Annotated in this window: 20 protein-coding genes; 6 read left to right on the top strand and 14 right to left on the bottom strand. The window is 51.8% G+C overall.

All coding sequences use genetic code 11. From position 1 onward, the window contains the following. Positions 1-8: 8 nt before the first annotated feature. Entirely contained in the window at positions 9-1355 is a 1347-nt protein-coding gene (locus IPI86_RS23705) for a TRAP transporter large permease subunit (RefSeq protein WP_345300505.1), read from the bottom strand. 28 nt (positions 1356-1383) lie between these two features. Next, on the bottom strand, positions 1384-1926 hold the full coding sequence (locus IPI86_RS23700) for a TRAP transporter small permease subunit (RefSeq protein WP_345300504.1): 543 nt from the start codon (positions 1924-1926) through the stop codon (positions 1384-1386). Between the two features lie 135 nt (positions 1927-2061). Between IPI86_RS23700 and IPI86_RS23695 the strand changes: the two genes are divergently transcribed. Continuing rightward, positions 2062-2586 (top strand): ACT domain-containing protein, encoded by a 525-nt coding sequence (locus IPI86_RS23695; protein WP_345300503.1) that lies wholly within the window; start codon positions 2062-2064, stop codon positions 2584-2586. Between the two features lie 72 nt (positions 2587-2658). Here the strand turns inward: IPI86_RS23695 and IPI86_RS23690 are convergent, their stop codons facing one another. The 5 genes from IPI86_RS23690 to IPI86_RS23670 are packed head-to-tail and all read right to left on the bottom strand — an operon-like array spanning position 2659 to position 8160. After that, on the bottom strand, positions 2659-3855 hold the full coding sequence (locus IPI86_RS23690; protein WP_345300502.1) for an ABC transporter permease: 1197 nt from the start codon (positions 3853-3855) through the stop codon (positions 2659-2661). Further along, positions 3852-5114 carry an ABC transporter permease gene (locus IPI86_RS23685; RefSeq protein WP_345300501.1) on the bottom strand — a complete coding sequence of 421 codons (1263 nt, stop codon included), beginning with the start codon at positions 5112-5114 and terminating at the stop codon, positions 3852-3854. Before IPI86_RS23685 ends, IPI86_RS23690 begins: the two co-directional genes overlap by 4 nt. A gap of 57 nt (positions 5115-5171) precedes the next feature. Then, complete coding sequence (locus tag IPI86_RS23680) at positions 5172-6107, bottom strand: ATP-binding cassette domain-containing protein (RefSeq protein WP_345300591.1); 936 nt, start codon at positions 6105-6107, stop codon at positions 5172-5174. Positions 6108-6157: 50 nt separating this feature from the next. Then, complete coding sequence (locus tag IPI86_RS23675) at positions 6158-7237, bottom strand: P1 family peptidase (protein WP_345300500.1); 1080 nt, start codon at positions 7235-7237, stop codon at positions 6158-6160. Beyond that, on the bottom strand, positions 7234-8160 hold the full coding sequence (locus IPI86_RS23670) for a hypothetical protein (protein WP_345300499.1): 927 nt from the start codon (positions 8158-8160) through the stop codon (positions 7234-7236). Before IPI86_RS23670 ends, IPI86_RS23675 begins: the two co-directional genes overlap by 4 nt. Positions 8161-8240: 80 nt before the next feature. Here IPI86_RS23670 and IPI86_RS23665 point away from each other — a divergent pair, with 80 nt between their 5' ends. Further along, positions 8241-8732: a peptidylprolyl isomerase gene (locus tag IPI86_RS23665; protein WP_345300498.1), complete on the top strand. Its 492-nt coding sequence runs from the start codon at positions 8241-8243 to the stop codon at positions 8730-8732. Positions 8733-8759: 27 nt separating this feature from the next. Here the strand turns inward: IPI86_RS23665 and IPI86_RS23660 are convergent, their stop codons facing one another. Genes IPI86_RS23660 through obgE form a run of 3 tightly spaced genes read right to left on the bottom strand, consistent with a single transcriptional unit; the run spans position 8760 to position 11045 of the window. Then, entirely contained in the window at positions 8760-9368 is a 609-nt protein-coding gene (locus tag IPI86_RS23660) for a DedA family protein (protein WP_345300497.1), read from the bottom strand. Positions 9369-9377: 9 nt separating this feature from the next. Next, on the bottom strand, positions 9378-9776 hold the full coding sequence (locus IPI86_RS23655; protein ID WP_345300496.1) for a hypothetical protein: 399 nt from the start codon (positions 9774-9776) through the stop codon (positions 9378-9380). A gap of 6 nt (positions 9777-9782) precedes the next feature. Continuing rightward, positions 9783-11045 carry a GTPase ObgE gene (obgE, locus tag IPI86_RS23650; protein WP_345300495.1) on the bottom strand — a complete coding sequence of 421 codons (1263 nt, stop codon included), beginning with the start codon at positions 11043-11045 and terminating at the stop codon, positions 9783-9785. A gap of 206 nt (positions 11046-11251) precedes the next feature. On the opposite strand from obgE, the gene IPI86_RS23645 reads away from it, so the two are divergent. The 4 genes from IPI86_RS23645 (at position 11252) to IPI86_RS23630 (ending at position 16540) form a co-directional block, all read left to right on the top strand. Continuing rightward, a complete protein-coding gene (locus IPI86_RS23645) occupies positions 11252-12388 on the top strand; it encodes a response regulator (protein ID WP_345300494.1) in 1137 nt (378 codons plus the stop codon). Beyond that, entirely contained in the window at positions 12381-14321 is a 1941-nt protein-coding gene (locus tag IPI86_RS23640) for an ATP-binding protein (RefSeq protein ID WP_345300493.1), read from the top strand. The genes IPI86_RS23645 and IPI86_RS23640 overlap by 8 nt, the downstream gene beginning before the upstream one ends. A 62-nt stretch (positions 14322-14383) precedes the next feature. After that, the gene (locus IPI86_RS23635) at positions 14384-15712 is read left to right on the top strand and encodes a C69 family dipeptidase (RefSeq protein ID WP_345300492.1); all 1329 of its coding nucleotides are present in this window, start codon (positions 14384-14386) and stop codon (positions 15710-15712) included. 27 nt (positions 15713-15739) lie between these two features. Beyond that, positions 15740-16540 carry a HEAT repeat domain-containing protein gene (locus IPI86_RS23630; RefSeq protein WP_345300491.1) on the top strand — a complete coding sequence of 267 codons (801 nt, stop codon included), beginning with the start codon at positions 15740-15742 and terminating at the stop codon, positions 16538-16540. A gap of 18 nt (positions 16541-16558) precedes the next feature. Here IPI86_RS23630 and IPI86_RS23625 read toward each other — a convergent pair whose 3' ends face one another. From IPI86_RS23625 to IPI86_RS23610, 4 genes are all read right to left on the bottom strand, one after another. Then, a complete protein-coding gene (locus IPI86_RS23625; RefSeq protein ID WP_345300490.1) occupies positions 16559-17314 on the bottom strand; it encodes a hypothetical protein in 756 nt (251 codons plus the stop codon). Positions 17315-17365: 51 nt separating this feature from the next. Next, entirely contained in the window at positions 17366-18133 is a 768-nt protein-coding gene (gene tpiA / locus IPI86_RS23620) for a triose-phosphate isomerase (RefSeq protein ID WP_345300489.1), read from the bottom strand. Positions 18134-18145: 12 nt separating this feature from the next. After that, on the bottom strand, positions 18146-19975 hold the full coding sequence (locus IPI86_RS23615) for a serine/threonine-protein kinase (protein ID WP_345300488.1): 1830 nt from the start codon (positions 19973-19975) through the stop codon (positions 18146-18148). Between the two features lie 111 nt (positions 19976-20086). After that, the gene (locus tag IPI86_RS23610) at positions 20087-21259 is read right to left on the bottom strand and encodes a phosphoglycerate kinase (RefSeq protein WP_345300487.1); all 1173 of its coding nucleotides are present in this window, start codon (positions 21257-21259) and stop codon (positions 20087-20089) included. Positions 21260-21281: the final 22 nt, after the last annotated feature.

Below are 21281 nucleotides of genomic sequence, written 5' to 3'. Positions count from 1 at the left end.
GTTTTGTTTTATGGCAGGCTTTTTGCAGAGAGATCGATCAGCCAGGTGACGGTTTGGGGGAAGATGATGACGATGATGAGTGCCAGCACTTGCAAAGCCATGAAGGGCAGCGCGCCTTTGTGAATATCAGAAGTGGGCACTTCTTTGGGGGCGGTGGTTTGCAGGTAAAACAACGAAAATCCTACAGGCGGGGAGATGAATGCAGTTTGCAGATTGATGGCGAAGACGATTGCCAGCCAGGCCATGTCAATACCGAGCGCGTGTGCGGCAGGGACAAAAAGTGGCATGGCAATGAAACAGATTTCGACAAACTCGAGAAAGACACCCAATAAAAAGATGGCAATATTGGCCACGATAATAAATCCCCAGAATCCGCCGGGCAGGTTGACCAGTAGCTCGGTGATGAGGCGTTGTCCGCCGAGGCCGTCGAAGACGAGGCTGAAAAAGGTGGAGCAGAACAGAATCGTGATGACGAGTGCGGTCAACCGCGCAGTGGACATGGCGGCATCTTGAATGAGTTTCATGGTGAGGCGCTTGTTCATCAACGCCAGCAGACAGGCGCCGACCGCTCCCACGCTGCCTGCTTCGGTGGGTGAGGCCAGCCCAAAGAAGATGCTTCCTAAAACGGAAAACACCAACAAGCCTGGAGGAATGATGACGCGCACGGATTTGCGGAGCAAGTCTGCCCCAGTGACGGAAAATGCTTCGGGTGGCAGAGCAGGCGCGAGGTCGGGTTTGATGCGGGTGATAATGATGACATATAATGCATACAGCGAGGATAACAACAATCCAGGGATCACTGCCCCGAGGAACAAGTCCCCAACAGGCACACCGATCTGATCACTTAATACGACCAGCACCAGACTGGGTGGGATCATTTGTGCCAGTGTACCCGAGGCGGTGATGACGCCCGTGGCGAGTTGTTTATCGTAGCCGTGACGCAGCATGGTGGGAAGGGCGAGCATGCCCATCATGATGATGGTTGCGGCGACGACGCCCGTTGTGGCGGCGAGAAGTGTGCCAACCAGGATGACCGCCAACGCGAGCCCGCCTCTGACCCTACCCATGAGCCTGCCGACTGTTTCGAGAAGTTCTTCAGCCAACCCCGACCTTTCGAAAACCGCGCCCATGAAAATAAAAAATGGAATCGCCAGCAGCGTGAAATCGGACATGGTGCCAAACCAGCGGCTTGGCAGAAGTTTGAGCAGATTGAGGTCGAATGCGCCGAGGGCATAGCCGATGCCGCCAAAGAGGATCGCCGTTGCGGCGAAAGAATATCCGACGGGATATCCGCTCATGATGAAGATAAAAAAGCCGACGAACATAACGATGGCAAGCCATTCAAAGTGGGTCATGGAAAGGTCCGTAATTGGAAAATTGTGATTAATTTTCCTGGATGACTTTTACGTTCTTGATGATCTCTGAGAAGGTTTGCATCAAAAGCATTCCAAAGCCGACGAGGATCATGCTTTTGATGGGCGCGCGCGGCAGACCGTCGGGGTCGGGGGAGAGTTCCCAGGTGCCGAATGTGCCATCGGGTAATCGTCCCCACGATTGCAGTACGGGATGTATCGTGACGTATAAGCCGATGACGCAAAACGTAATGAGGAAAAGCGAATGGCCGATCAAATCCACCCATGCTTTTATTTTTGGAGACCAGTTTGTGTAGAGAAAATCCACGCGGACGTTCTCACCGTGTTTAAGAATATAGGCAAATCCCAGCAGGAATGTGAGCGAGAATAAATACCATTGCAGTTCGATCAGCATGTTCGATGTGAACTTGATGCCGAGAAATCTGCCAAGATAACGCGCGATCACGTTATAGAAGCCGATGGCTATCGTCAGTAGAACGCAGAAGGCGGAGGCTTTGCCGAAATATTCGGTGATGTCGTCGATCCGTTGGGAGAATTTGAGGAGCGTTTGCATGGCTATCCTTTGGCGAAGATGCCAAATCATAGCATAAAAATTTGTGTATCCGAAAATCGCAGGCTTTTTTGTTGCAGGGGCTTATGCTATACTCGGTAATATATTTCACAAACCAGTTGCAAAAGGGAGTCTGCCATGCCAAAAAACATCGTATTGACCCTGACGGGCAGGGATAGGATCGGGCTTGTTGACCATGTCACCAGTTTGGTGGTGAAACGCGGCGGCAACGTGGGAGCCAGCCGCATGGCGCACCTCGGAGGGGAATTTGCCATGCTGATGCTGATTGCCTTGCCTGAAAGCGAAATAGGCGTCATTGACCAGGATTTTCAGCCGCTGCGCGGTGAGGGATATCAAGTTTCCATTGTCCAGACCGAAGATTCGAAGAAGTACGAGGGTTGGCTGCCGTATGAGATCGAAGTGACGGGTGCTGACCACGAAGGCATCATCCACGATATTGCTCATTATCTTGCTTCACGCGGGATCAATATCGAGAATATGGATACCAGCTCCAACCCCGCGCCGATGAGCGGGACGCCGCTATTCACAATGAAAGGCGTGGTCCTTGCTCCGCCGAAGTTGAATTTCCATGCCTGGAGCGATGAGCTGGAAGAGATCGGCGATAAATTGAACGTGAATGTGACTGTAGGATTGGTGAAATAAATTAAATCAGTAAAAGAGGCGGATGGCAGCCAATGCCATCCGCCTCTTTCTTTTTATCTTTTCGTTTTCCATCTACTCGTATCGAAACCTCATTACACCAACTGTGAAAAATATCGCCGCAAAACCAAGCAAAACGCCCGCCTCAGGGAGGATTTGCATGAGACCGCCGTTGCGCAAGATCAAATCCAAAAGACCTTGCATGGCCCAGGTGGTTGGCAGGATCTTGACAATGTTCTGAACCAAAGCGGGGAATAACTCCAGCGGATACCAACAGCCGCCCAGCAACGACATTACCATGCCCATCATTATGCTCAGTCCGCTGGCTTGACTTTCCGTTTTAATGAAGGTGCCCATCGTGGTCCCGATGGCGCCAGCCGCGAGGGCTGCGCTGGTGAGAAGGACGAAGAGCGCCAGCGGCTCACGGCCCCAATTCAGATCAAGCGCGAACATGCCGAACAGAATAAGCAGGGACATTTGAATTAACGCCATCACCACCTGCCCTGAGATGGTACCAAGCAAAAAGGTAGCTTTGCTGGTCGGCGTGGTGAGGATGCGGCGCAGAGTCCCTTGCTCGCGTTCGTAGGCGAATAAAGCCGAGATGCCGAAAAGCGGAATGAACACCCAGGTGATCAACTGTCCCGCAGATTGATTTGCGCGCGGGTCATACTCAACGTCGTCGGGCGTGTTGCCTTCAACGATGGTGACTCTTTCAGGTGCATCCTCTTGAATGGATTTTGCCAATTGCAGCGCTTCATTGAAGTAAGCCTGCTCATCTTCGAGGGATTCAAACGTCCCTCGGGATTTAGCTTCTTCCACAGCTGTATTTGCTGCATTGACCGCACTGCTAACCCGCCGAATGGCGGTTTGTACGGCACGCTCTGCAACTGAGGCATTCAGGTTATTGGGCTGCTGACGGAAATCCAATTGAGCGGTTCCATCTTGAATGGATTTCAAATCCAACCCAGCGGGGATAATCAAGACCACGGTTGCGCGGCGCGCATCGAATTCACTTTCGGCTTCTTCGAGCGACAATACTTCAGGATTCACCGCAGAGGACCTGTCCAATTCGGCGACGATCTCTTGTGAAATCGGGGTGTTCGCCTGGTCTACGACAACGAGGCGAATGCGATTGTCATCATCTCCTGATGGGGTTCCACCTGCCAGCAGCAACGTAAAGATTATGGGCAGAATGATGAAGAATATCAACTCCGCTGAAGTTGCAAAGCGGATAACAGCGTCCTTCCATGCGATGGCGAAAATCTTTTTCATTTCTGCACCAAATTCTTTTTGCCGAAGAGCACGACCGAGGTCAGGAACAAGATAATGCCCATCGTCAGCAGGGCAGTGATCGGCGCGAAAAGATCGGCGAGCGTCCCGCCGAGTCCCAATGTGGTAAATCCATCCAATGCCCAGGCGTTGGGCGTGATCTTGCTAAAGACCTGCACGGCGAGCGGCATTTGTTCGAGGCTGATGAAACTGCCTCCCAGAATCCCAAAGATCAACATGATGGCCGATCCAATATTGGCCACCTGCGCGGTCGTGCGTGCAAGCGCGGTGATGAGCATGCCCCAGCCCGTTGCCGCAAACACCGCGGCAAACACGAGCATGACTACACCAAAGCCATCGCCCCATTTCAGTTGAAAGAGAAGAGTTGTCGCGCCGATGAGAATGAGCATTTGCGCCGCACCCGTGAGGAAGATGCCAAACACTTTACCTCCAAGGATCTGCATGGAATTCGTTGGTGTAACCAGCATGCGCGGCAATGTGCCTTGTGCTTTTTCTGCGAGAATGGAACGCCCGCCATGGCTGACGGTGTACATCAAAAACATCAACGCCATGCCAGGCGCAAGATAAGCGAGGATGTCGAACTGCACCGCTTCGCCGTCTGCGGTGGTGGAGTTGAGTTTAATTGCCAGCGTGTCAACATTGGATGAATTTTGCAGACGCTGCCCCATTTCGATCCCAGCCTGCTCTGCTTGTTCGGGTGTGATGCGGCCGCTGAGAATCATTTGCAGAATGGAAGTTTGTGCACTTACTTGGCCTTCCTCCACGCGGCTGATGAATTCATCCACAATAGCTTTGATGATGCCCGCGCTGGTGGGACGTGATGGGTTGGCGTACACTTCGATCTGTATCGCCTCGGGCTCATTGCCATTTGCGAAATCTGCCTGGGATGGAATGATGCTATTTGTGAATCCTTCCGGGATGATGATGGCAGCGGCGGATTTGTCTTCGTCTACCGATTGACGTGCCGCTTCGGGGCTGGACCCTGAAACTGGTTCGACCAATTCGGCAAGGTCCTGCGAACTGAATAGATCCTCCAGCGCGTTTCCCAATTCCTTTTTATCTAAATTAACGATGATTACGGGAATATCAGAAATTCCGCTGCTATTCCCGCTGAAACGCCCGGTGACGAGTCCCAGCCCGAGCGTGAGCGCGAACGGTGCGGCGAGCATGAAGATCAACGCGGCGCGGTCGCGGAAGGCGAGCCGCAGGTCTTTGATACCGATGATAAATGTTTTGAGCATGAATACTCCGTTTTGACGGTGGACAATGGACCGTTTTGTTCGGTCTGTGGTTTATCGTCAATCTCGCAGTGCGCGTCCCGTCAGATGCAAAAACACAGCTTCCAGATTCGGCTCGCGGATATCAATGGAGTGGATCTTGATTCCGCGCTCGTTGGCTTTGGTCACCACAGCGGCAAGCACATCTTTTGCGGAAGGCGTGATGACTGATATCTCAGTGTTGACTACATTGGCCTCAAGCACTTCCTTGATATCTCGAAATGCCTTTGCCAACGCTTCTGGGTCGTCATTTTCGCTGATGTGCAAAATGAGGGTCTCCGTTTCGCCGACCTGTTTGGTCAGTTCTTTTTGGGTGCCGATGGCAATAAGTTGGCCGTGGTCAATGATGCCCACTCGGTCAGAAAGTTCTTCGGCCTCTTCCATGTAATGCGTGGTGTAGAGCACAGTCATGCCCTGTTTGTTCAAATCCTTCACCGTATCCAGAATCGCGCGGCGGGATTGTGGGTCAATGCCTACGGTGGGTTCGTCCATGAAGAGCAGCCTGGGTTTGTGGAGCAATCCAACGCCGATGTTGACGCGGCGTTTCATCCCGCCTGAGTAGGTTTTGACGCGGTCCTTCGCTTTGTCGGTCAGGCCGATCTGCCCCAGCACTTCATCCACGCGGCTGGCAAGGGACTTGCCGCTTAACCCGTACATTTGCCCCCAAAAGATGAGATTTTCTTTCGCGGTCAGGTCTTCATATAGGGCGAGGTCTTGCGGCACCACACCGATGATGTTGCGAACGCCCATTGGGTCTTTACTGATGGAATGCCCGCCGATGGTGGCATCTCCTGAAGTGGGCGTGTATAAAGTGGAGAGCATCGAGATGGTGGTCGTTTTCCCTGCACCGTTGGGGCCAAGCAGGCTGAAGATTTCACCCTCTGCGATCTCAAATGAAACGCCTTTTACGGCTTGAAAATCGCCGTAGTTTTTGACGAGGTTTTTTACTTCGAGAATATTAGGCATGATGCCTCCTGAAAACAAAGTAGAACAGCAAGGTAAGCTTCTTAATCGATTCTATTGTAACGTTTAAGCACTTCTCGCACTCCATCGTGCGGCAATGCCTTGGCATCCACTTCGTTGTGACCTTTCATGTCTTTCGCGGCAACCATGGCATTGATAATGGCTTCTTCGGTCGCGTATGCCGTTGCAGAGAGAATCGGGTCGATGTTGTTGTTCGATAAAGCCTGAATATCTGATACACCCATTTCACCCTCATGCGCGGCCTGTGGGTTGGCGGTGGAAAAGGCCAGAAAAATATCGCCAGAACCGTTACCGCCCAAACTGCCTGTCCGCGCCATGCCGATGGTGGCGCGTTTTGCCAGGCGTTTCAGTTGATGCGGCAGCACAGGCGCATCGGTTGCGACAATGACGATCAATGAACCGTCATCCTGCTTGAATGGATTTTCTCCGTTCGTGAATGGCGCACCGTCTTTGAAATATTGTCCCATGGGCGTTCCTGCAATCGTCAGTTGATAGCGCCTGCCGAAGTTGGCCTGCACCAGTACACCCACTGTCCAGCCGCCAAGTTTTGCAGGCAGTTTGCGTGAGGACGTGCCCGTTCCACCCTTGAATTCGTAGCACAGCATCCCCGTTCCGCCGCCCACGTTGCCTTCTTCGATCGCGCCGCCTTTTGAGGAATCCAAGGCTTGCATCACGTGCTTTTCATTTACATGAAATCCGTTCATATCGTTCAGCCAACCGTCAGCGGTTTCTGCAACCACGGGGCAGGACCACTTCTGATATAAGGCGTCGTTTTTTACCTGCCATGCCACAATGGCATCGCGCACAACACCGACGCTGTGGGTATTTGTAATCCCGATCGGGCCTTCGAGCATACCGCCTTCTTCGATCCATGCTGCGCCTGTCATCTCACCGTTTCCGTTAAACGAATGGACACCTGCGTAAACAGGGGTATGGTCTTTATTTCCGCGCGGGTGGATGATGGTCACACCTGTCCGCGCGGAGGGGCCTTCGATCACGGTGGCATACCCAACGGTCACGCCTGAAACGTCTGTGATCGCGTTATTTTCTCCTGTAACTCCCTCAAACGGAATCCCCAGATCTCTTGCTCGTGGTTTTGTCATACATTCTCCTTTGCGATTTTTACCAGTTGCCTGGTGATGCTTTCCATGATCTCGTCGGGTACGCCATCCATTGCCTGACTTTGAACGCGGGTGTCGATCTCATCGTTGACATAATCCACGACGATGAATTCGTCAGCGAGAGCGATCTCTGTTGAAAACCAATCCAGTTTGCAGATGGACGCGATGCGCTTCGTAATTTCCCGCAGCCTGCCCAGGCGATGCTGAGACTCATCCTGCGCCGTGACATGGGAGTAGATGTGTGTTTCCGTATCCCACCAGCATGGGTGGGTCTCGCCATTGGCGTAAAAGATGCGAAACCATGCGGGCGTACCATCGAGGATGCGCGGCGTGACGTGCGCCTGAATTAAATATTTTTGTTCGGGGAATTCCATGCGCGCATGCAGTATCTGTTCTATTGAATTTGCGCCGATAATGACTCCCTCGCCGCCGCCGCCATTCGAGGGCTTGATGACAAAATTTTCGCCCAGCGGCGTGAGGTCGATTTGCGGAATGACAGGTTGTTCGAGAAATGGCGCCAGCAGAATTGTGTAGGGCGTGTGCAGCCCGGCGTTAATCAACTCGAGGTGCATGGTGGCTTTGTCCTCAGACCACGCGGATACCTCGGCGGGATTGATGCGACGTACGCCAAATTCCCGTGCCCAGCGGGGAATCGGGTCAAAGATCGCCTCTCCCTGCCCGCGATGGAGCAGGGTTTTAAAGGTGGTCACACCCTTGTACAAAGCTGTGATGGATTCGAGCAGGTTGTCGGGCTTGATCTGCCAGAACGAGATGCCTTCTTCAATACAGGCTCGTTCCACCATTCCGACAAAGACATCGTCATATTCCCAATACCAGGGCAGACATAAATCGTAGCGCATAGAGAGGGAATTATAAGGGGTTGTTTCTGGCTTGTCGAAGGACATTCGACTTTTTACCTTTGGTCTTTTAACCGCATATTTCACTGGTAAAATGAGCGCATTAATTCTCGAAAAGGACAAACTAAATGAGCAAAGATACAGTGCAGGACGGTCTGGTTGTTTCGATGGACTACAAATTAACCGTGGATGGCGACGTGTTGGATTCGTCCGACCAGGCGGGTCCCTTGCAATTTCTTGTGGGCTATGGGAATATCATCCCAGGCCTTGAGAAGGAAATGATGGGGATGAAGATCGGCGACAGCAAGGATGTGGTGGTGCAGCCCGAGGATGGCTACGGTGAATTTGACGAAGAGGCCTTCATGGATGTGCCCCGCAGCGAATTCCCCGGTGATATGCAGCTTGAAGAAGGCATGGAGTTGCACGTGACGGATGAGGATGGGAATCATCAGGCCGCCTACGTTGCCAGCTTTGATAAGGAATCTGTTCGCCTTGATTTCAATCACCCGCTGGCAGGCGCGGAATTATCCTTCTATGTGAAGGTGGTTGCGCTGCGCGATCCTACGGAAGAAGAGCTGGATCATGGTCATGTTCACGAAGAGGGACACGATCACCACTAAGTCGGTTAGAAATAAAAACGCTGAAGCCTAGGCTTCAGCGTTTTTGTATGCTTCCTTTTTGCCTGCTTTTTGCATGATGATGACCTGCCTGATGCCAAACCCGATGATCACCAACCCCAATACCAAACCGCCAAAGTTTGACAGGAAATCGTTGACCAATTCCCATTGACTGCCGAACATGTAGCCCAGGCCGCCATACAACAGAATCCAAACTGATTCACCTGCGATATCGTAGGCCATGAAGTGTGAGAATTTGTATCCACTGCCGCCTGCGATCAGGTTTGTGGGAATGGCAACGGCGGTAATGAGCCAGCGTGTCAGGAAGATCGTCAAGCCTGCATGCTGTTGGAAGGAGTTCTTCGCATTGAACCAGAGGGTTGAATTCTCAAAACGTTTTTGAGCCCAGTCTTTTGCGTAATGTCCTATGCTGAAACTGAGGGTGTCTCCGGCAAGTGCGCCCACGAGCCCGATAACGGCTGTGGTGGCCCAGGGGAGAATTCCCTGCTGGCTGAAGGCGCCTGCTGCAATGACCACAACCGACGCGCCAACGGGAAATCCCAGCGCGCCGAGGAAGAGGATCAACCCGACGAGTGGCGTGCCGAAATTAATAACTTGTGTAAGAAAAAATTCAGACATGATGAACTGCTAAGGCGCTGCCGGTGGTGTGGGACCAGTTGGCGGCTGGGGAAGATTCGTTTGTACGGTCGCCTTAATCAGATCGAGGACGTATCCATCCTGATCTGGGAAATATTCCTCGTTTATATCCTTGAGGCTTTTTTCGAAATTCGAATTCGGAGAAATATCCAGTGCTTCAAAGAGGATTCTTTCAGGGACAGCGTAGGTATGTGAAATAAATTTAACGGTCATCCAATCACGGATCAGTTCGACATCGGTTTCCACTTCACCGCGGGGAGGAGGACGATGACCGTCGAATTTCCTGAAGGCACGTGCGACACGCATTCCAAAGAAAGCGGTAAACAGTACGCCGAGAATGATGAGTCCAATAACCAGCGCTTTTTGTTTTGGATTCGTATTTGCCGCCATGGATGATTAATCCTTCCACTCCAGTTCAAAACTGCCGATGAAAACCGTATCGCCTTCTTCGATGCCTGCCTCGCGCAGGGCGTTATCCACGCCGAGCCTTTCCAAAAGTTTTTGGAAGCGGCGCAGGGAACCATCGTGTTCAAAATAGGTCATCTTTGCGGAACGCTCGATGGCGACGCCTGTGACACGCCAGTTTCCGTCGTCTTCACGCGTGACCTCGAATACATTCGGGTCGACATCGGGTTTGTACACGGGCAGCGTTTCTTCCACTTCTTCAATGGGCATATCAGCCAGTTTTTGGTGCGCAGCGATCAGGATATCGCGGGTGTTCGTACGCGCCATGGCGGAGAGGGTGAATAACTCGATCTTCTTCTTTTTGAAACTGGCCTTGATGGTTTTCAATCGTTCCTGCACATCGGGCTGATCGATTTTGTTCAGAGCCACAATCTGCGGTTTCTTGGCAAGGTTGGGGTCAAAAAGCGCCAGCTCATTGTTGATCTGCGTAAAGTCTGCAAGCGGATCTTCAGACTGCCCATCAATCATATGAATGAGCACGCGTGTGCGTTGAATGTGACGTAAAAAGTCGTGGCCCAGTCCTGCGCCTTCTGCCGCGCCTTCGATCAAGCCTGGGATGTCTGCCATTACGACGGTTGTATCCTCGTCGATCTTTGCCACGCCGAGGTTGGGTTCAAGCGTGGTGAATGGATAATCACCGATCTTCGGCTTTGCATTGGTGAGCGCCGCAAGCAGGGTGGATTTTCCCGCATTAGGCAGACCGATGATTCCAATATCGGCAATAAGTTTGAGTTCGAGACGGATCATTTTTTCTTCGTGCGGTTCGCCCCGTTCCGCTGTGCGCGGCGCCTGATTACGCGATGTGGCGTAATGCTGGTTGCCGAGTCCGCCGCGGCCGCCTTTGCATACCTGAAGCTGCTGGCCCGGCGTCGTGAGGTCGCCAAGTAGATCGCCCGTTTCGGCATCATACAGGATCGTGCCGGGAGGGACATAAATGATGAGGTCCTTGCCGCCGCGCCCCGTCATTTGCGAGCCGCCCCCATTTTTCCCTGGGTCTGCGGCAAACTTCTCGTTCGGTCGAAATGCAGAAAGAGTATTAAGTGTGGCCTTCACTTCAAAAATGACATTACCGCCTCTACCGCCGTCGCCGCCATCGGGACCGCCCAGCGGGACAAATTTCTCGCGGCGGAAATGTACCATGCCATCGCCGCCCTTGCCTGATTTTACGTGGATTGTTACGTGATCTATAAACATGCTCCTATTATAACGGGTGGACTGGCTGGAACGGGTCTGGCTTGCATAAACCCTGTAAACGGACGAATTTCCTCTTTTCCCGGGAAAGTGTGGAAAAACACTGCCTAAAACTGTTATGTCCTTACAATGATATTTCGGTGTGATGTGATGATAATCAGGGACAGTAAGAGGATGCAGTTCTGTATGCCCCAACCAAGAGACGATCCATGGAAAATAAACCAGTAATTTTAGTAGTAGACGATGAACCCGCCATTCGCATGGGGCTGGCCGCCACGATCGAACGACATGGCTATGGTGTTGTGACCGCTGTGAATGGCAGTGATGCCATTGTCAAGGCGAAGAAATCTCCGCCTGTGCTGATTGTCTCGGATGTGATGATGCCCATTGTGAATGGCTTTGAAATGAAAAAGCAAATGAGCACAGACCCGCAGCTGGCGTCCATTCCCTTTATTTTTCTTACGGCGCGCACGGCCAGTGAGGACCGTGTGGCGGGCATCCGCGGAGGGGCGGATGATTATGTAACAAAACCATTCGTAACGGAGGAATTAATGGCGCGTATAGAAGCAGTTTTGCGCCGTGTTCAAACTGAACAGGCACGTGGTCGCGAGCAGGTGCAACAGGCCGCAAACGAGGAAATGGACAAACTCCGCAGGGAGATCCTGCAGAATTTTCGCCATGAATTGCGTACACCGCTCAGCAACGTGATCATGTCGCTGGAGATGGCGGTTAATACAAAATACGAAGATCCCGATGAACAGGCGGAATTTATCCATATCGCGCTTTCCAGTGTCGATCGTCTGGATGCGCTTGTTGCGGATATCATTTTGTTATCGGATCTGGATCAGCACGATCTTAACGCAACCCGACAGCTGATCGATGTTGAACATCATATTCTCGCCCCGATCCAAAAGCGGCTTCACCGCTACCCGATTAAAAGAATCAATTTCGTTTATGACATCAAGCTGGCGAACCCTGTCAAGGCGCCGCGCCGTGAATTTTCACAGGCACTTGCACACCTTGCAGACAACGCCTTCAAATTTAGCCCGGAACATGGGCAGGTGAGTCTAAAAGTCCGCTCCGGCGAGAACGGCGGCGCGACGATCACGATTCAAGACGAAGGCATTGGGATTCCAGTTGCCTTGCGCGAAAAAGTTTTCGAGCGCTTCTATCAAGTCAGCAAAGGCGACCAGCGCGAATTCCAGGGACTTGGTGTTGGGCTCACGGTTGCCCGGGCGGTTTTCTCCAGATTGGGCGGCGAAGTAAAGATTGTAGATTCTGAAAAAGGATGTTGTGTGGTGGCCACTCTGCCAGACATGCGGCCAGAAGACATTGAATATGGATGAAAAAACCGTTCCTCTCAGCAGGCTTCCTGTTGATGTGAAAGTGCATCTCGCAGGGAGAAACAAGCTGGGAGCGGATCTCGATTATCGTGCGCTATTTGAGCAGACGGGGGAGTGTGTATTCATCATTGGCCTTGATTTCAGGATCATCACTGCCAACCGCCAGGCTTTAAAGTTGCTTGGCTATGAAGAGCACCAATTAATGGGTCTTCCTGTGGAAGAGATCATGCTGCTCGAAGATTCCCAGGGACGGGAGGCGTTTCTCGAAAAGCGTTTGAATCTGTCTGAACATACCCTTCGAAAGAAGGGCGGCTCAATGCTGCCTGTTGAATTAAGCATCTCGGTGGTTCACAACGAGCATGAAATGCCCGCCTATATTCAAATGCTGGCGCGCGATATTTCAGACCGCAAACAATCCGAAGTTAATTTAAAACGGCATATGCTTTCGCTTTCCGTCATCGGCGAGGCATCGGCTGGGCTTTTCCGCTCGTCGAACATTGAGACAAAAATTCCCGAGGTATTGGAGTCGCTGGGATACGCCGTAGATGTGTTTTGCTGTGCATTATTCGATATCACATCAACCTCCATGAAGGTGCAATTTCAGTGGAAGAGTTTCGATGCTGCCAGTTTTGACGTGTTTTCAGCCCTTGAGCCTTTCCTCGATTCGATTGCCGAAAATCCAAAAAGTGTGTTTTCTGTAACCGATGTAAAACTTCAGAATCCAGAAATTTCCTCTGTATCCATTCTCGTGATTCCTGTTCAGGGCACACTGGGGTCGTGGGGATTTCTGGCTCTCTTTGATAAGGAGACCCATCTCTCCTGGCTGACCGCCGAGTTTGATACTGTGCAGACGACAGTTAACTTGATCGGCGCTGCGCTGGAACGTCTGCATTACGAGAAGACCATTCGCCTGAGCGAGATGCGCAACCGTATCATTGTTGATGCCCTGCCCGATCTGCTCTTGCGCACAGACCTGACTGGTCAAATATTGGATTACAACGCACATCCCAGCCACCCGCTGTACGCGCCGCGCGAATCGGTGGTTGGAAAAAGGCTCGACCAACTTTGGCCTGCCGATGTTGTGCGCATGATCATCGAAACGGATGACCAGGATGCCTTTCTCTCTTCTCATTGGGTGTACGGATTCAACCTGCCTAATCACGAGCAAACCTTCGAAGCGCGCCTGCATCCCATCAGCGCGGAAGAGGCATTGATCATCGTGCGCGATATTTCCGAGCAGGCGCGGCTCGACCAAATGAAATCTGATTTTATCAATCGCGCCTCGCATGAATTGCGTACCCCGTTGACCGCCGCCATTATGATGACTGAATTATTACAGCAAGGCGGCACGGAAGAGCAGGTAAGTGAATACTGGCACACGCTCACCAGTGAATTGAACCGCCAGAAAAACCTGATCAATGAATTGCTGATCGCAGGACGTTTGGAAAGCGGAAAGATGAAACTGGATGCCGTTCCTATGGACCTGCTGCCCATCCTTCATGAATCGGTACGGGCAGTCAAATCGATTGCAAGGATGCGCAATATCACCATTGAATTAAAAGTTGATTCCGAATTGTGCACGATATTCGGTGATACGGGCGGACTGTCGCAGGTCTTCATCAATCTCATCAATAACGCTGTGAAATTCTCACCCGAAGGCAGCACTGTCGATGTGGTGGCAACTCAGAGCGGCGCGGAGCGTGAAGCGCGTATTTCCATCACAGATCATGGGCTTGGTATTCCGCCCGAATCTATCCCGCATCTGTTTGAGCGTTTTTATCGCGCAAAGAACGTCACCGTCGCCGAGATCCCCGGTACGGGGATTGGGTTGTATATCGTGAAATCCATCGTGGATGAACTGGGTGGGAAGATCGATGTGGTGAGTGAGTTGAATCAGGGAACGACATTCATTGTGCGCTTGAGGCTCGCGCCCTGAAATAATAAGACAAGGCCTGTCCGAATCAAAAATGAATATGCTATACTTCGGCATTAACAAACATGTGTGACACTCTCATCGCCAGCAAGCAAGCAACCTCTGACAATATCGCCATCTTCGCAAAGAATTCAGACCGACCCCCGAACGAAGGCCAGCATATTGTTTATGTCCCCGCGCAATCTCACGCGGTGGGGAGCAGGTTGAAGTGCACCTATATTGAAATTCCGCAGGTTGAAAAGACTCACGCAGTTCTGTTATCCAAACCGTTTTGGATGTGGGGCGCGGAAATGGGCGTGAATGAACACGGGCTCGTGATCGGCAACGAAGCGGTGTATTCGAAAGTGCCTGCGAACAAAACGCCCGCCTTGCTTGGCATGGATATGCTTCGCGCCGGGCTCGAACGCGCAGTCACACCGCGTGAAGCCGTGCAGGTCATCATTGATCTGCTCGAACAATTTGGTCAGGGCGGAAACTCGGCATCGCATGGCGAAACCATGTACTATCACAATAGCTTTTTGATCGCAGATGCAAACGAGACCTGGCTGCTTGAAACAGTTGACAGGCAGTGGGCCGCAAAACAGATCACAGATGTGTATTCCATTTCCAACTGTTTTACGCTTGGCGGTCAGTTTGATATCGCCTCGACGGAGTTGGTTGAAAACGCTGTGCAAAAAGGCTGGGTGAAATCTGCCGCGCAATTCGATTATGCGGGAAATTATTCCGATTTTATTTATACCAACTTCGGTAAAGGCCGTGTCCGCCGTGCCACCACCACCTCTTTGCTTGAAACGAAAAAAGGCAATGTCACGCTCGAATCCATGATGGGCATTCTCCGCCATCACGACGATGAACATTACGACCCCCAAAACAGTGTTGCCGTCATGGACGTCTGCATGCATGCGGGGTTCGGCCCCATTCGCGGAAGCCAAAGCACTGCCTCCCTCGTTGTGCTTCTGGATGGCAACACCCCGCTCATTTACGCCACCGGCACATCCGCCCCCTGCACCAGCATTTTCAAACCGATGTGGATGGACACCGCGTCCTCTCTTAACCTTGGGCCTGCTCCCGCTTCGAAATACGACTCAGCATCGACATATTGGGCTCATGAACGTTTGCACCGCGCTACATTACTGAATTACCCCGAACGCATCAAAACCTACGCTGGCGACCGCGATGAACTTGAAAAGAAATTCATCCAGGAATCGCGCAGACTTGCCAAAGCCTCCGCAAAGGAACGCGCGGAATTCTTGGTACAATGCTTCGATGAAGCCGCACAAGCCGAAGCAGACTGGCTCAAGCGTGTGGAAGCTATTCCTGCTCGAAAGAAAGCCCTGCACTCGATTGCATGGAATACATTCAATAAAAAATCAGAAATGCCGCCTGTTCACTAAGTGCTTTGGAGGGGAGTTGTCTACTCCATGAAAATTGACCTGCTCAATTGTCCCGCCTGCGGTTCACCCGTGGATGTTAAGTTCAATCCAAATCAGCCATTTCGCTGCCCTGCCTGCGGTTCGGCTATTGTCCTGACCAATTGGACAAAAAGCGGAAAGATCATCTGTTCCAGTTGCAATACACTCAACTCTGAATTCAATAAATATTGCGATGCCTGCGATGCTTTGTTGCAGGCTGGGTGCCCCATGTGCTATACCCAAAACAGCCTCACCGACCTGCATTGCAAGAACTGTGGCATTGACCTGCAAAAGGCATGGAGACGGCAACAATCATGGCTTGCTCAAAGGGAAAAACATGCCAGCGAACGGAAACAGGCGCTGGAAAAGGCCGAACAGGAGCACAAAGATTATTTGAACAGATTGTTGCTGAAATTGAACGAACCCGAAAACCATCCTGAAGCCATTGCAGGAATACGCATTTTTGGAAAAGAAGCGGTTGAGTCCCTGATTCAACTGCTGACCAGTGAAGACCCTGATGCCCGTTATGGTGCCGCGCAAATTCTTGGTGATATCGGAGATGAGCGGGCAATACCATGCCTGCTTTCGGCCCTTGGCGATAAGGAAATCCCCGTCCGCTTTTGGGTTGTGGATGCGCTGGGAAAGTTTGGCGACAAGGGAACGATCAACGCCATTGCTGCCATGCTGCAGGATGATAGCGAGGTTGTCAGAAACATGGCAAAGAACGTGTTGATTCAGATGGGTAGTCCCGAAGCGTTGAAGAAGCTGCAGAAGGAAAGCAGACCCAAATGGTGGTTCCCGTTTTCGTGATCGAATGTGTTCCCATTGTTATTTTTTTATATCCAGCCCGGTGATCCTTGAAACTGCGCGGTGCAGAAGCATGGTGGGAAGCAGAAGAATCACATGCACGGTAACGCTTAACCCGAACAGGGTTGCGACTGTACCGAGAAAATCGTTCAACGATGGAGCCAGATTTTCAAGCATCCATGTGCCTGCACCGGCGAAGGTAGCCAGGGTAAACAGCACCGCTGTCCACAGACCGAGTGGGAGCCAGGCGTGGCGGTCTGATTCAGAGGGCATCATGGTACTGGAAACCACGAACACGAGATAGAACCACAGGAAGAAATCATTCACCTGCGGCAGATAACCCACCGCCGTCCAAAACAACTCAATTTGACCGTTTGCAAGCAAATCCATAAGTATGCCAAACCCGAGGCGGTTTAGCCCTGCATAGGCGATGAAGAGCGAGCCTGCGATCAGAGGCGCCAACCCGATCAACGAATCGCGGACCACGTCCGTTTCTTCGGTTTCCACATAGCCCATTTGCAGGCGGCCGTTCGGCAGGGTGGCTGGGATGAGCGAAAAATTTCCTGTCCGCACCCGCAGTAGTTTTGCCATAAGAAAATGGCTTAACTCATGCAGGAATATACCGGGGAAAAAAAGAACCGAGAACAAACCAATGGTCAATTGCGAGTTGCGGGTAAGAATGATCAGAACCGCTTGAATCTCACGATGTAAAAGCCGCTGGAGAAATACCAGCGGCAGGATTAACAGAATGAATAGCAGAAAGCCAGTGAAGGGCATGGAGGAAAAGGATGTGAAAGAGGAAGGGGAGATTTCCTTGATCCTTCGTTTTTAGGCCTCTGTGCTTGCGGCGGCCTTTGTGATCGCCACGAATTCATCAATCTTCAGGCTGGCGCCGCCGACGAGTGCGCCATCGATATCGGGTTGGCTGAAGAATTCATCGGCATTCGCAGAAGTAACCGATCCGCCGTATAACACGCGGATGGCTTGTGCGGTTTCGTTTCCAAACAATTCCGCCAGCGCGGGGCGAATGACATCTTTGACGACGTCGTTCGCTTCAGGTCCGTTGGAGGCTTTGCCTGTGCCAATGGCCCAGACGGGTTCGTAAGCTACGATCATGCGTGGGGCATAGGCGGGAGCTACGTCCCTGAGACTCTGGCTCGTTTGAGCAGAGACAATTTCACGGGTAAGTTTGGATTCGTACTGTTCCAAAGTCTCGCCGACGCAAACGATCGGCACCAAATCCATGGCTTGGGCGGCGAGTAGTTTCCGATTCACAGTCTGGTCGGTTTCTCCAAAATAGGAGCGCCGCTCCGAGTGACCGAGGATGACGTATCCGCATAATTCCTTGACCATGGCGGGAGAAACTTCGCCGGTGAAGGCGCCTTTTTCCTCCCAGTGCATGTTCTGTGCGCCGAGGCCGATGCCTGAGCCTTCAAGCAAAGCGGAGGCGGCCATGAGTGACATGAACGGCGGACAGATAACCTTTTCCACGCCTTCGATCTTGCGCAGTTTCATGCTCATTGTGAATACCAGGTCGCGTGTTTCTGCGATGGTTTTGTTCATTTTCCAATTGCCAGCTACGAGTGGTTTTCGCATTGTGTTTTTTCCTTATTGCATTGTGAGAAGATAGTTGTTTGCCATGAAGACGATCCATTCTGGCATGTTGGGATTGGTTGTAATTGAAAGCAGGATGGCTTTTGTTTCCGTGGGGTTTCCATCCTTCATGGCGATTTCGGCTTTGAGCAGGGTAATTTCTGGCAGGTTTTGATCGATCTTTTCCGCTTCTGATAAATAGGTTTTTGCATCTGTCAGACTGCCGTTGTAGAGTGCGTAACGACTGCGTGCCACAGCGGCGATGAGCGGGTCGATGGTTTCGATCTGTTCGAATTGGAGAACAAGCGGCATATCCTTATGGTCAGATGCTTTGTAAACTGCCTGATGCATTTCCGCTCGAACATCAAACGGTACCTGCTGATTTCCATAGCTAAAACAAAGCCGAACATAAACAGCGGCTGACGCCACCCAGGCCTCGCGTTGTTTGAAACCTTCAGCGGCTTGTTGAAGAAATTCCTTGTTATCAGGGCCAGCGAGTGTCAGGGCTTCTTTCATCGAATCTGTTGATTGGCGTACCTGTTTTGCTTCCCAGTAGGCGAAGGCAAGTTGAAGGTGCGCATTGGGGTCCTGTGGATTTTTTACAACCGCGTCCTTCGCGGCTGTGATCTCAGGAGTTGTGCCTTGCGGGTTAAGGGGAGGAAGCCCGTTGCCGGGGCCACCATTTCCTGGGTTTTGTGCGGGCAATGTCGGCGGTACAACTTGGGTGGCTGCAGGGAGCCCAGCGGCCAAAGTGGGTGCTTCAGAATTTGCCTGATTAGACAAGCGCGTGGCGCGATTGCTGTTGCGGATCGCGAGGAAGGCAACGATGAGGCAGAGAAAGCCAACCACGCCGACGCCTACCCATATCCACGCGAAACCTTTCTTTTTGGCGGGTTCTTTTTCTGATGGTTTTTCCGCCACGGCGGTTGGCATGGCTGGTTTGGATGCGGTCTGCTCAACCTGCTTCCGCAAATTTGTGGATTGTATGGCGATGGCTGTACCCTGCATGGGAACGCCAGCTTCTGTCCACGCGTCTTTGAATGCCTGAACCAATTCCTCGGCTGTTTCGTAGCGGTCAATGCGGTCTTTTGCAAGCGCCTTTAATAACACCCTTTGAACAGGTTCTGGTACGCTTGGATTTACTTTTCTTGGCAGGGGCAGAGGGGTATAGATATGGTCGTGAATGATCGAGAAGGGGGTATCCGCACTGAATGGGACCTGCCCCACGACCATTTCATAAAGCATCACGCCGAAAGAATAAATATCAGTACCAGAGTCGAGGTCTTTCTTACCCATGGCCTGCTCGGGCGAAATATACTGCGGTGTTCCCATGATCGAATCAGATGACATGGTCGATTCGCCAGCCTGCGCGATACGGGCGAGGCCGAAATCAGCCAGATAGATCATTCCATCCGCGGCGATCATTACATTGGATGGTTTTACATCGCGATGAAGGATGCCCTGTCTGTGTGCGTATGCCAGGGCATAGCCGATGGAATTCACCACACTCTCGATCTCTGTCGAGGTCAACGGGCCTTTGTTCAAACGCGCCTTGAGCGTATCGCCCTCGATGTATTTCATCACCAAATAAGGACGCGCTTCGTGTTCGGAATAATCGTAAATGGGAACGATGTTCGGGTGTTCCAGCTTTGCGACCACCCGTGCTTCACGTTGAAAACGGGAGATGAAGGACTGGTCCTGATTAAACGCCGGGTGCAAAACTTTTAAAGCCACATAACGGTCAAGCGAGGCATGGTAGGCTTTGAAAACCGTAGCCATACCGCCCTGCCCAAGTTGTTCAAGAATCCGATATGGACCGACGTTTTCACCGATGTTGAACGACATACACTATCTCCGATTGCATTTTTTTAGATTATAGCCGAGTGTCCTTAATTTAGGTTGCGCCCATGTAAATTGTTTGTAAACTGATATGTAGAATTTGGTCGATTGCCTACGTTATTTATCAAGCAATGCTGCCACGCCGGGCAATTCTTTTCCTTCAAGAAATTCCAACGATGCACCGCCGCCTGTGGAAACATGCGTCATCTGCTTTGCAACGCCAGCCTTCTTGACCGCGCTGGCCGAGTCGCCGCCGCCGATGACTGTGATGGCTTTGGATTCAGCCAACATGCGCGCAAGGGCGAATGTGCCTTCGGCAAATTTTGGCATTTCGAAGACGCCAACGGGTCCATTCCAAACGATTAATTTGGCTCCGTCTAAAGTAGCCTGATACAAGCTGACGGTTTTCGGCCCTACATCCAGCATGCGCCAGCCTGCGGGAATTTTGTCCACATCCACGGTTTGGGTGTTGGCTTCGGCATCGAACTTGTCTGCGATGATGGCATCCACGGGCAAGACGAGTTTATCGCCGAGTTTGCCGAGCAACGTCTTTGCGGTTTCAAGCGCTTCTGCTTCGACGAGACTATCCTGCATGTTCAGTCCCTTTGCAGAGAGGAAGGTGTTTGCCATGCCGCCGCCGATGATGAGCTTGTCACATTTTGCGGCGAGGGTTTCAACGACCAGAATCTTATCGCTGATCTTTGCGCCGCCGAGAATGGCAATGTAGGGATGTTCGGGGTTGGCAACCGCGCGCCCGAGATATTCGAGTTCCTGCTCCATCAAAAAGCCAGAAACGGCAGGCAGGAAACGTGCGATCCCTTCGGTGGAGGAGTGGGCGCGATGAGCGGAGCCAAATGCATCGTTGACGTATACGTCGCCTAAAGCGGCCATCTGCTTGGCAAGGTCGAGATCGTTCTTTTCCTCGCCTTTGTGGAAGCGTGTGTTTTCGAGCATCAGCACTTCACCTGCCTTCAATTCCTTGGCCATCTTTTCAACTTCGGGACCAACACAATCGGGCGCCATTTTGACAGGAGTCCCTAACAGGGCTGCCAATGCCTCTGAAGCAGCACGCAGGCTAAACTCAGGGTCTGGACCGCCTTTTGGTCGCCCGAGATGACTCATCAAAAGCAATGATGCGCCTTGTTCCAAAACATATTTGATGGTCGGCAGTGCGGCTTTGATGCGTTTATCGTCGGTGACTTTGCCATCTGCCATTGGTACGTTGAAGTCGACACGCATGAGAACGCGTTTGTTTTTTAGATCAATGTCTTTGACTGTCTTCTTGTTCATGATTGCTCCAAATTTTGTAAAC

The sequence above is a fragment of the Candidatus Villigracilis affinis genome (assembly GCF_016705895.1).
GTDB lineage: Bacteria > Chloroflexota > Anaerolineae > Anaerolineales > Villigracilaceae > Villigracilis > Villigracilis affinis.
The sequence above is the reverse complement of the archived record's forward strand: the minus strand, read 5'-3'. Positions and strand labels throughout refer to the sequence as shown.

Coding starts and splice junctions, on each gene's coding strand:
- IPI86_RS23670 (WP_345300499.1), bottom strand. CDS start 8,160: ATGTCCTTCGACAAGCCAGAAACAACCCCTTATAATTCCCTCTCTATG.
- IPI86_RS23685 (WP_345300501.1), bottom strand. CDS start 5,114: ATGCTCAAAACATTTATCATCGGTATCAAAGACCTGCGGCTCGCCTTC.
- IPI86_RS23695 (WP_345300503.1), top strand. CDS start 2,062: ATGCCAAAAAACATCGTATTGACCCTGACGGGCAGGGATAGGATCGGG.
- IPI86_RS23665 (WP_345300498.1), top strand. CDS start 8,241: ATGAGCAAAGATACAGTGCAGGACGGTCTGGTTGTTTCGATGGACTAC.
- IPI86_RS23675 (WP_345300500.1), bottom strand. CDS start 7,237: ATGACAAAACCACGAGCAAGAGATCTGGGGATTCCGTTTGAGGGAGTT.
- IPI86_RS23700 (WP_345300504.1), bottom strand. CDS start 1,926: ATGCAAACGCTCCTCAAATTCTCCCAACGGATCGACGACATCACCGAA.
- IPI86_RS23705 (WP_345300505.1), bottom strand. CDS start 1,355: ATGACCCACTTTGAATGGCTTGCCATCGTTATGTTCGTCGGCTTTTTT.
- obgE (WP_345300495.1), bottom strand. CDS start 11,045: ATGTTTATAGATCACGTAACAATCCACGTAAAATCAGGCAAGGGCGGC.
- IPI86_RS23635 (WP_345300492.1), top strand. CDS start 14,384: ATGTGTGACACTCTCATCGCCAGCAAGCAAGCAACCTCTGACAATATC.
- IPI86_RS23630 (WP_345300491.1), top strand. CDS start 15,740: ATGAAAATTGACCTGCTCAATTGTCCCGCCTGCGGTTCACCCGTGGAT.
- tpiA (WP_345300489.1), bottom strand. CDS start 18,133: ATGCGAAAACCACTCGTAGCTGGCAATTGGAAAATGAACAAAACCATC.
- IPI86_RS23610 (WP_345300487.1), bottom strand. CDS start 21,259: ATGAACAAGAAGACAGTCAAAGACATTGATCTAAAAAACAAACGCGTT.
- IPI86_RS23655 (WP_345300496.1), bottom strand. CDS start 9,776: ATGGCGGCAAATACGAATCCAAAACAAAAAGCGCTGGTTATTGGACTC.
- IPI86_RS23615 (WP_345300488.1), bottom strand. CDS start 19,975: ATGTCGTTCAACATCGGTGAAAACGTCGGTCCATATCGGATTCTTGAA.
- IPI86_RS23645 (WP_345300494.1), top strand. CDS start 11,252: ATGGAAAATAAACCAGTAATTTTAGTAGTAGACGATGAACCCGCCATT.
- IPI86_RS23660 (WP_345300497.1), bottom strand. CDS start 9,368: ATGTCTGAATTTTTTCTTACACAAGTTATTAATTTCGGCACGCCACTC.
- IPI86_RS23690 (WP_345300502.1), bottom strand. CDS start 3,855: ATGAAAAAGATTTTCGCCATCGCATGGAAGGACGCTGTTATCCGCTTT.
- IPI86_RS23640 (WP_345300493.1), top strand. CDS start 12,381: ATGGATGAAAAAACCGTTCCTCTCAGCAGGCTTCCTGTTGATGTGAAA.
- IPI86_RS23625 (WP_345300490.1), bottom strand. CDS start 17,314: ATGCCCTTCACTGGCTTTCTGCTATTCATTCTGTTAATCCTGCCGCTG.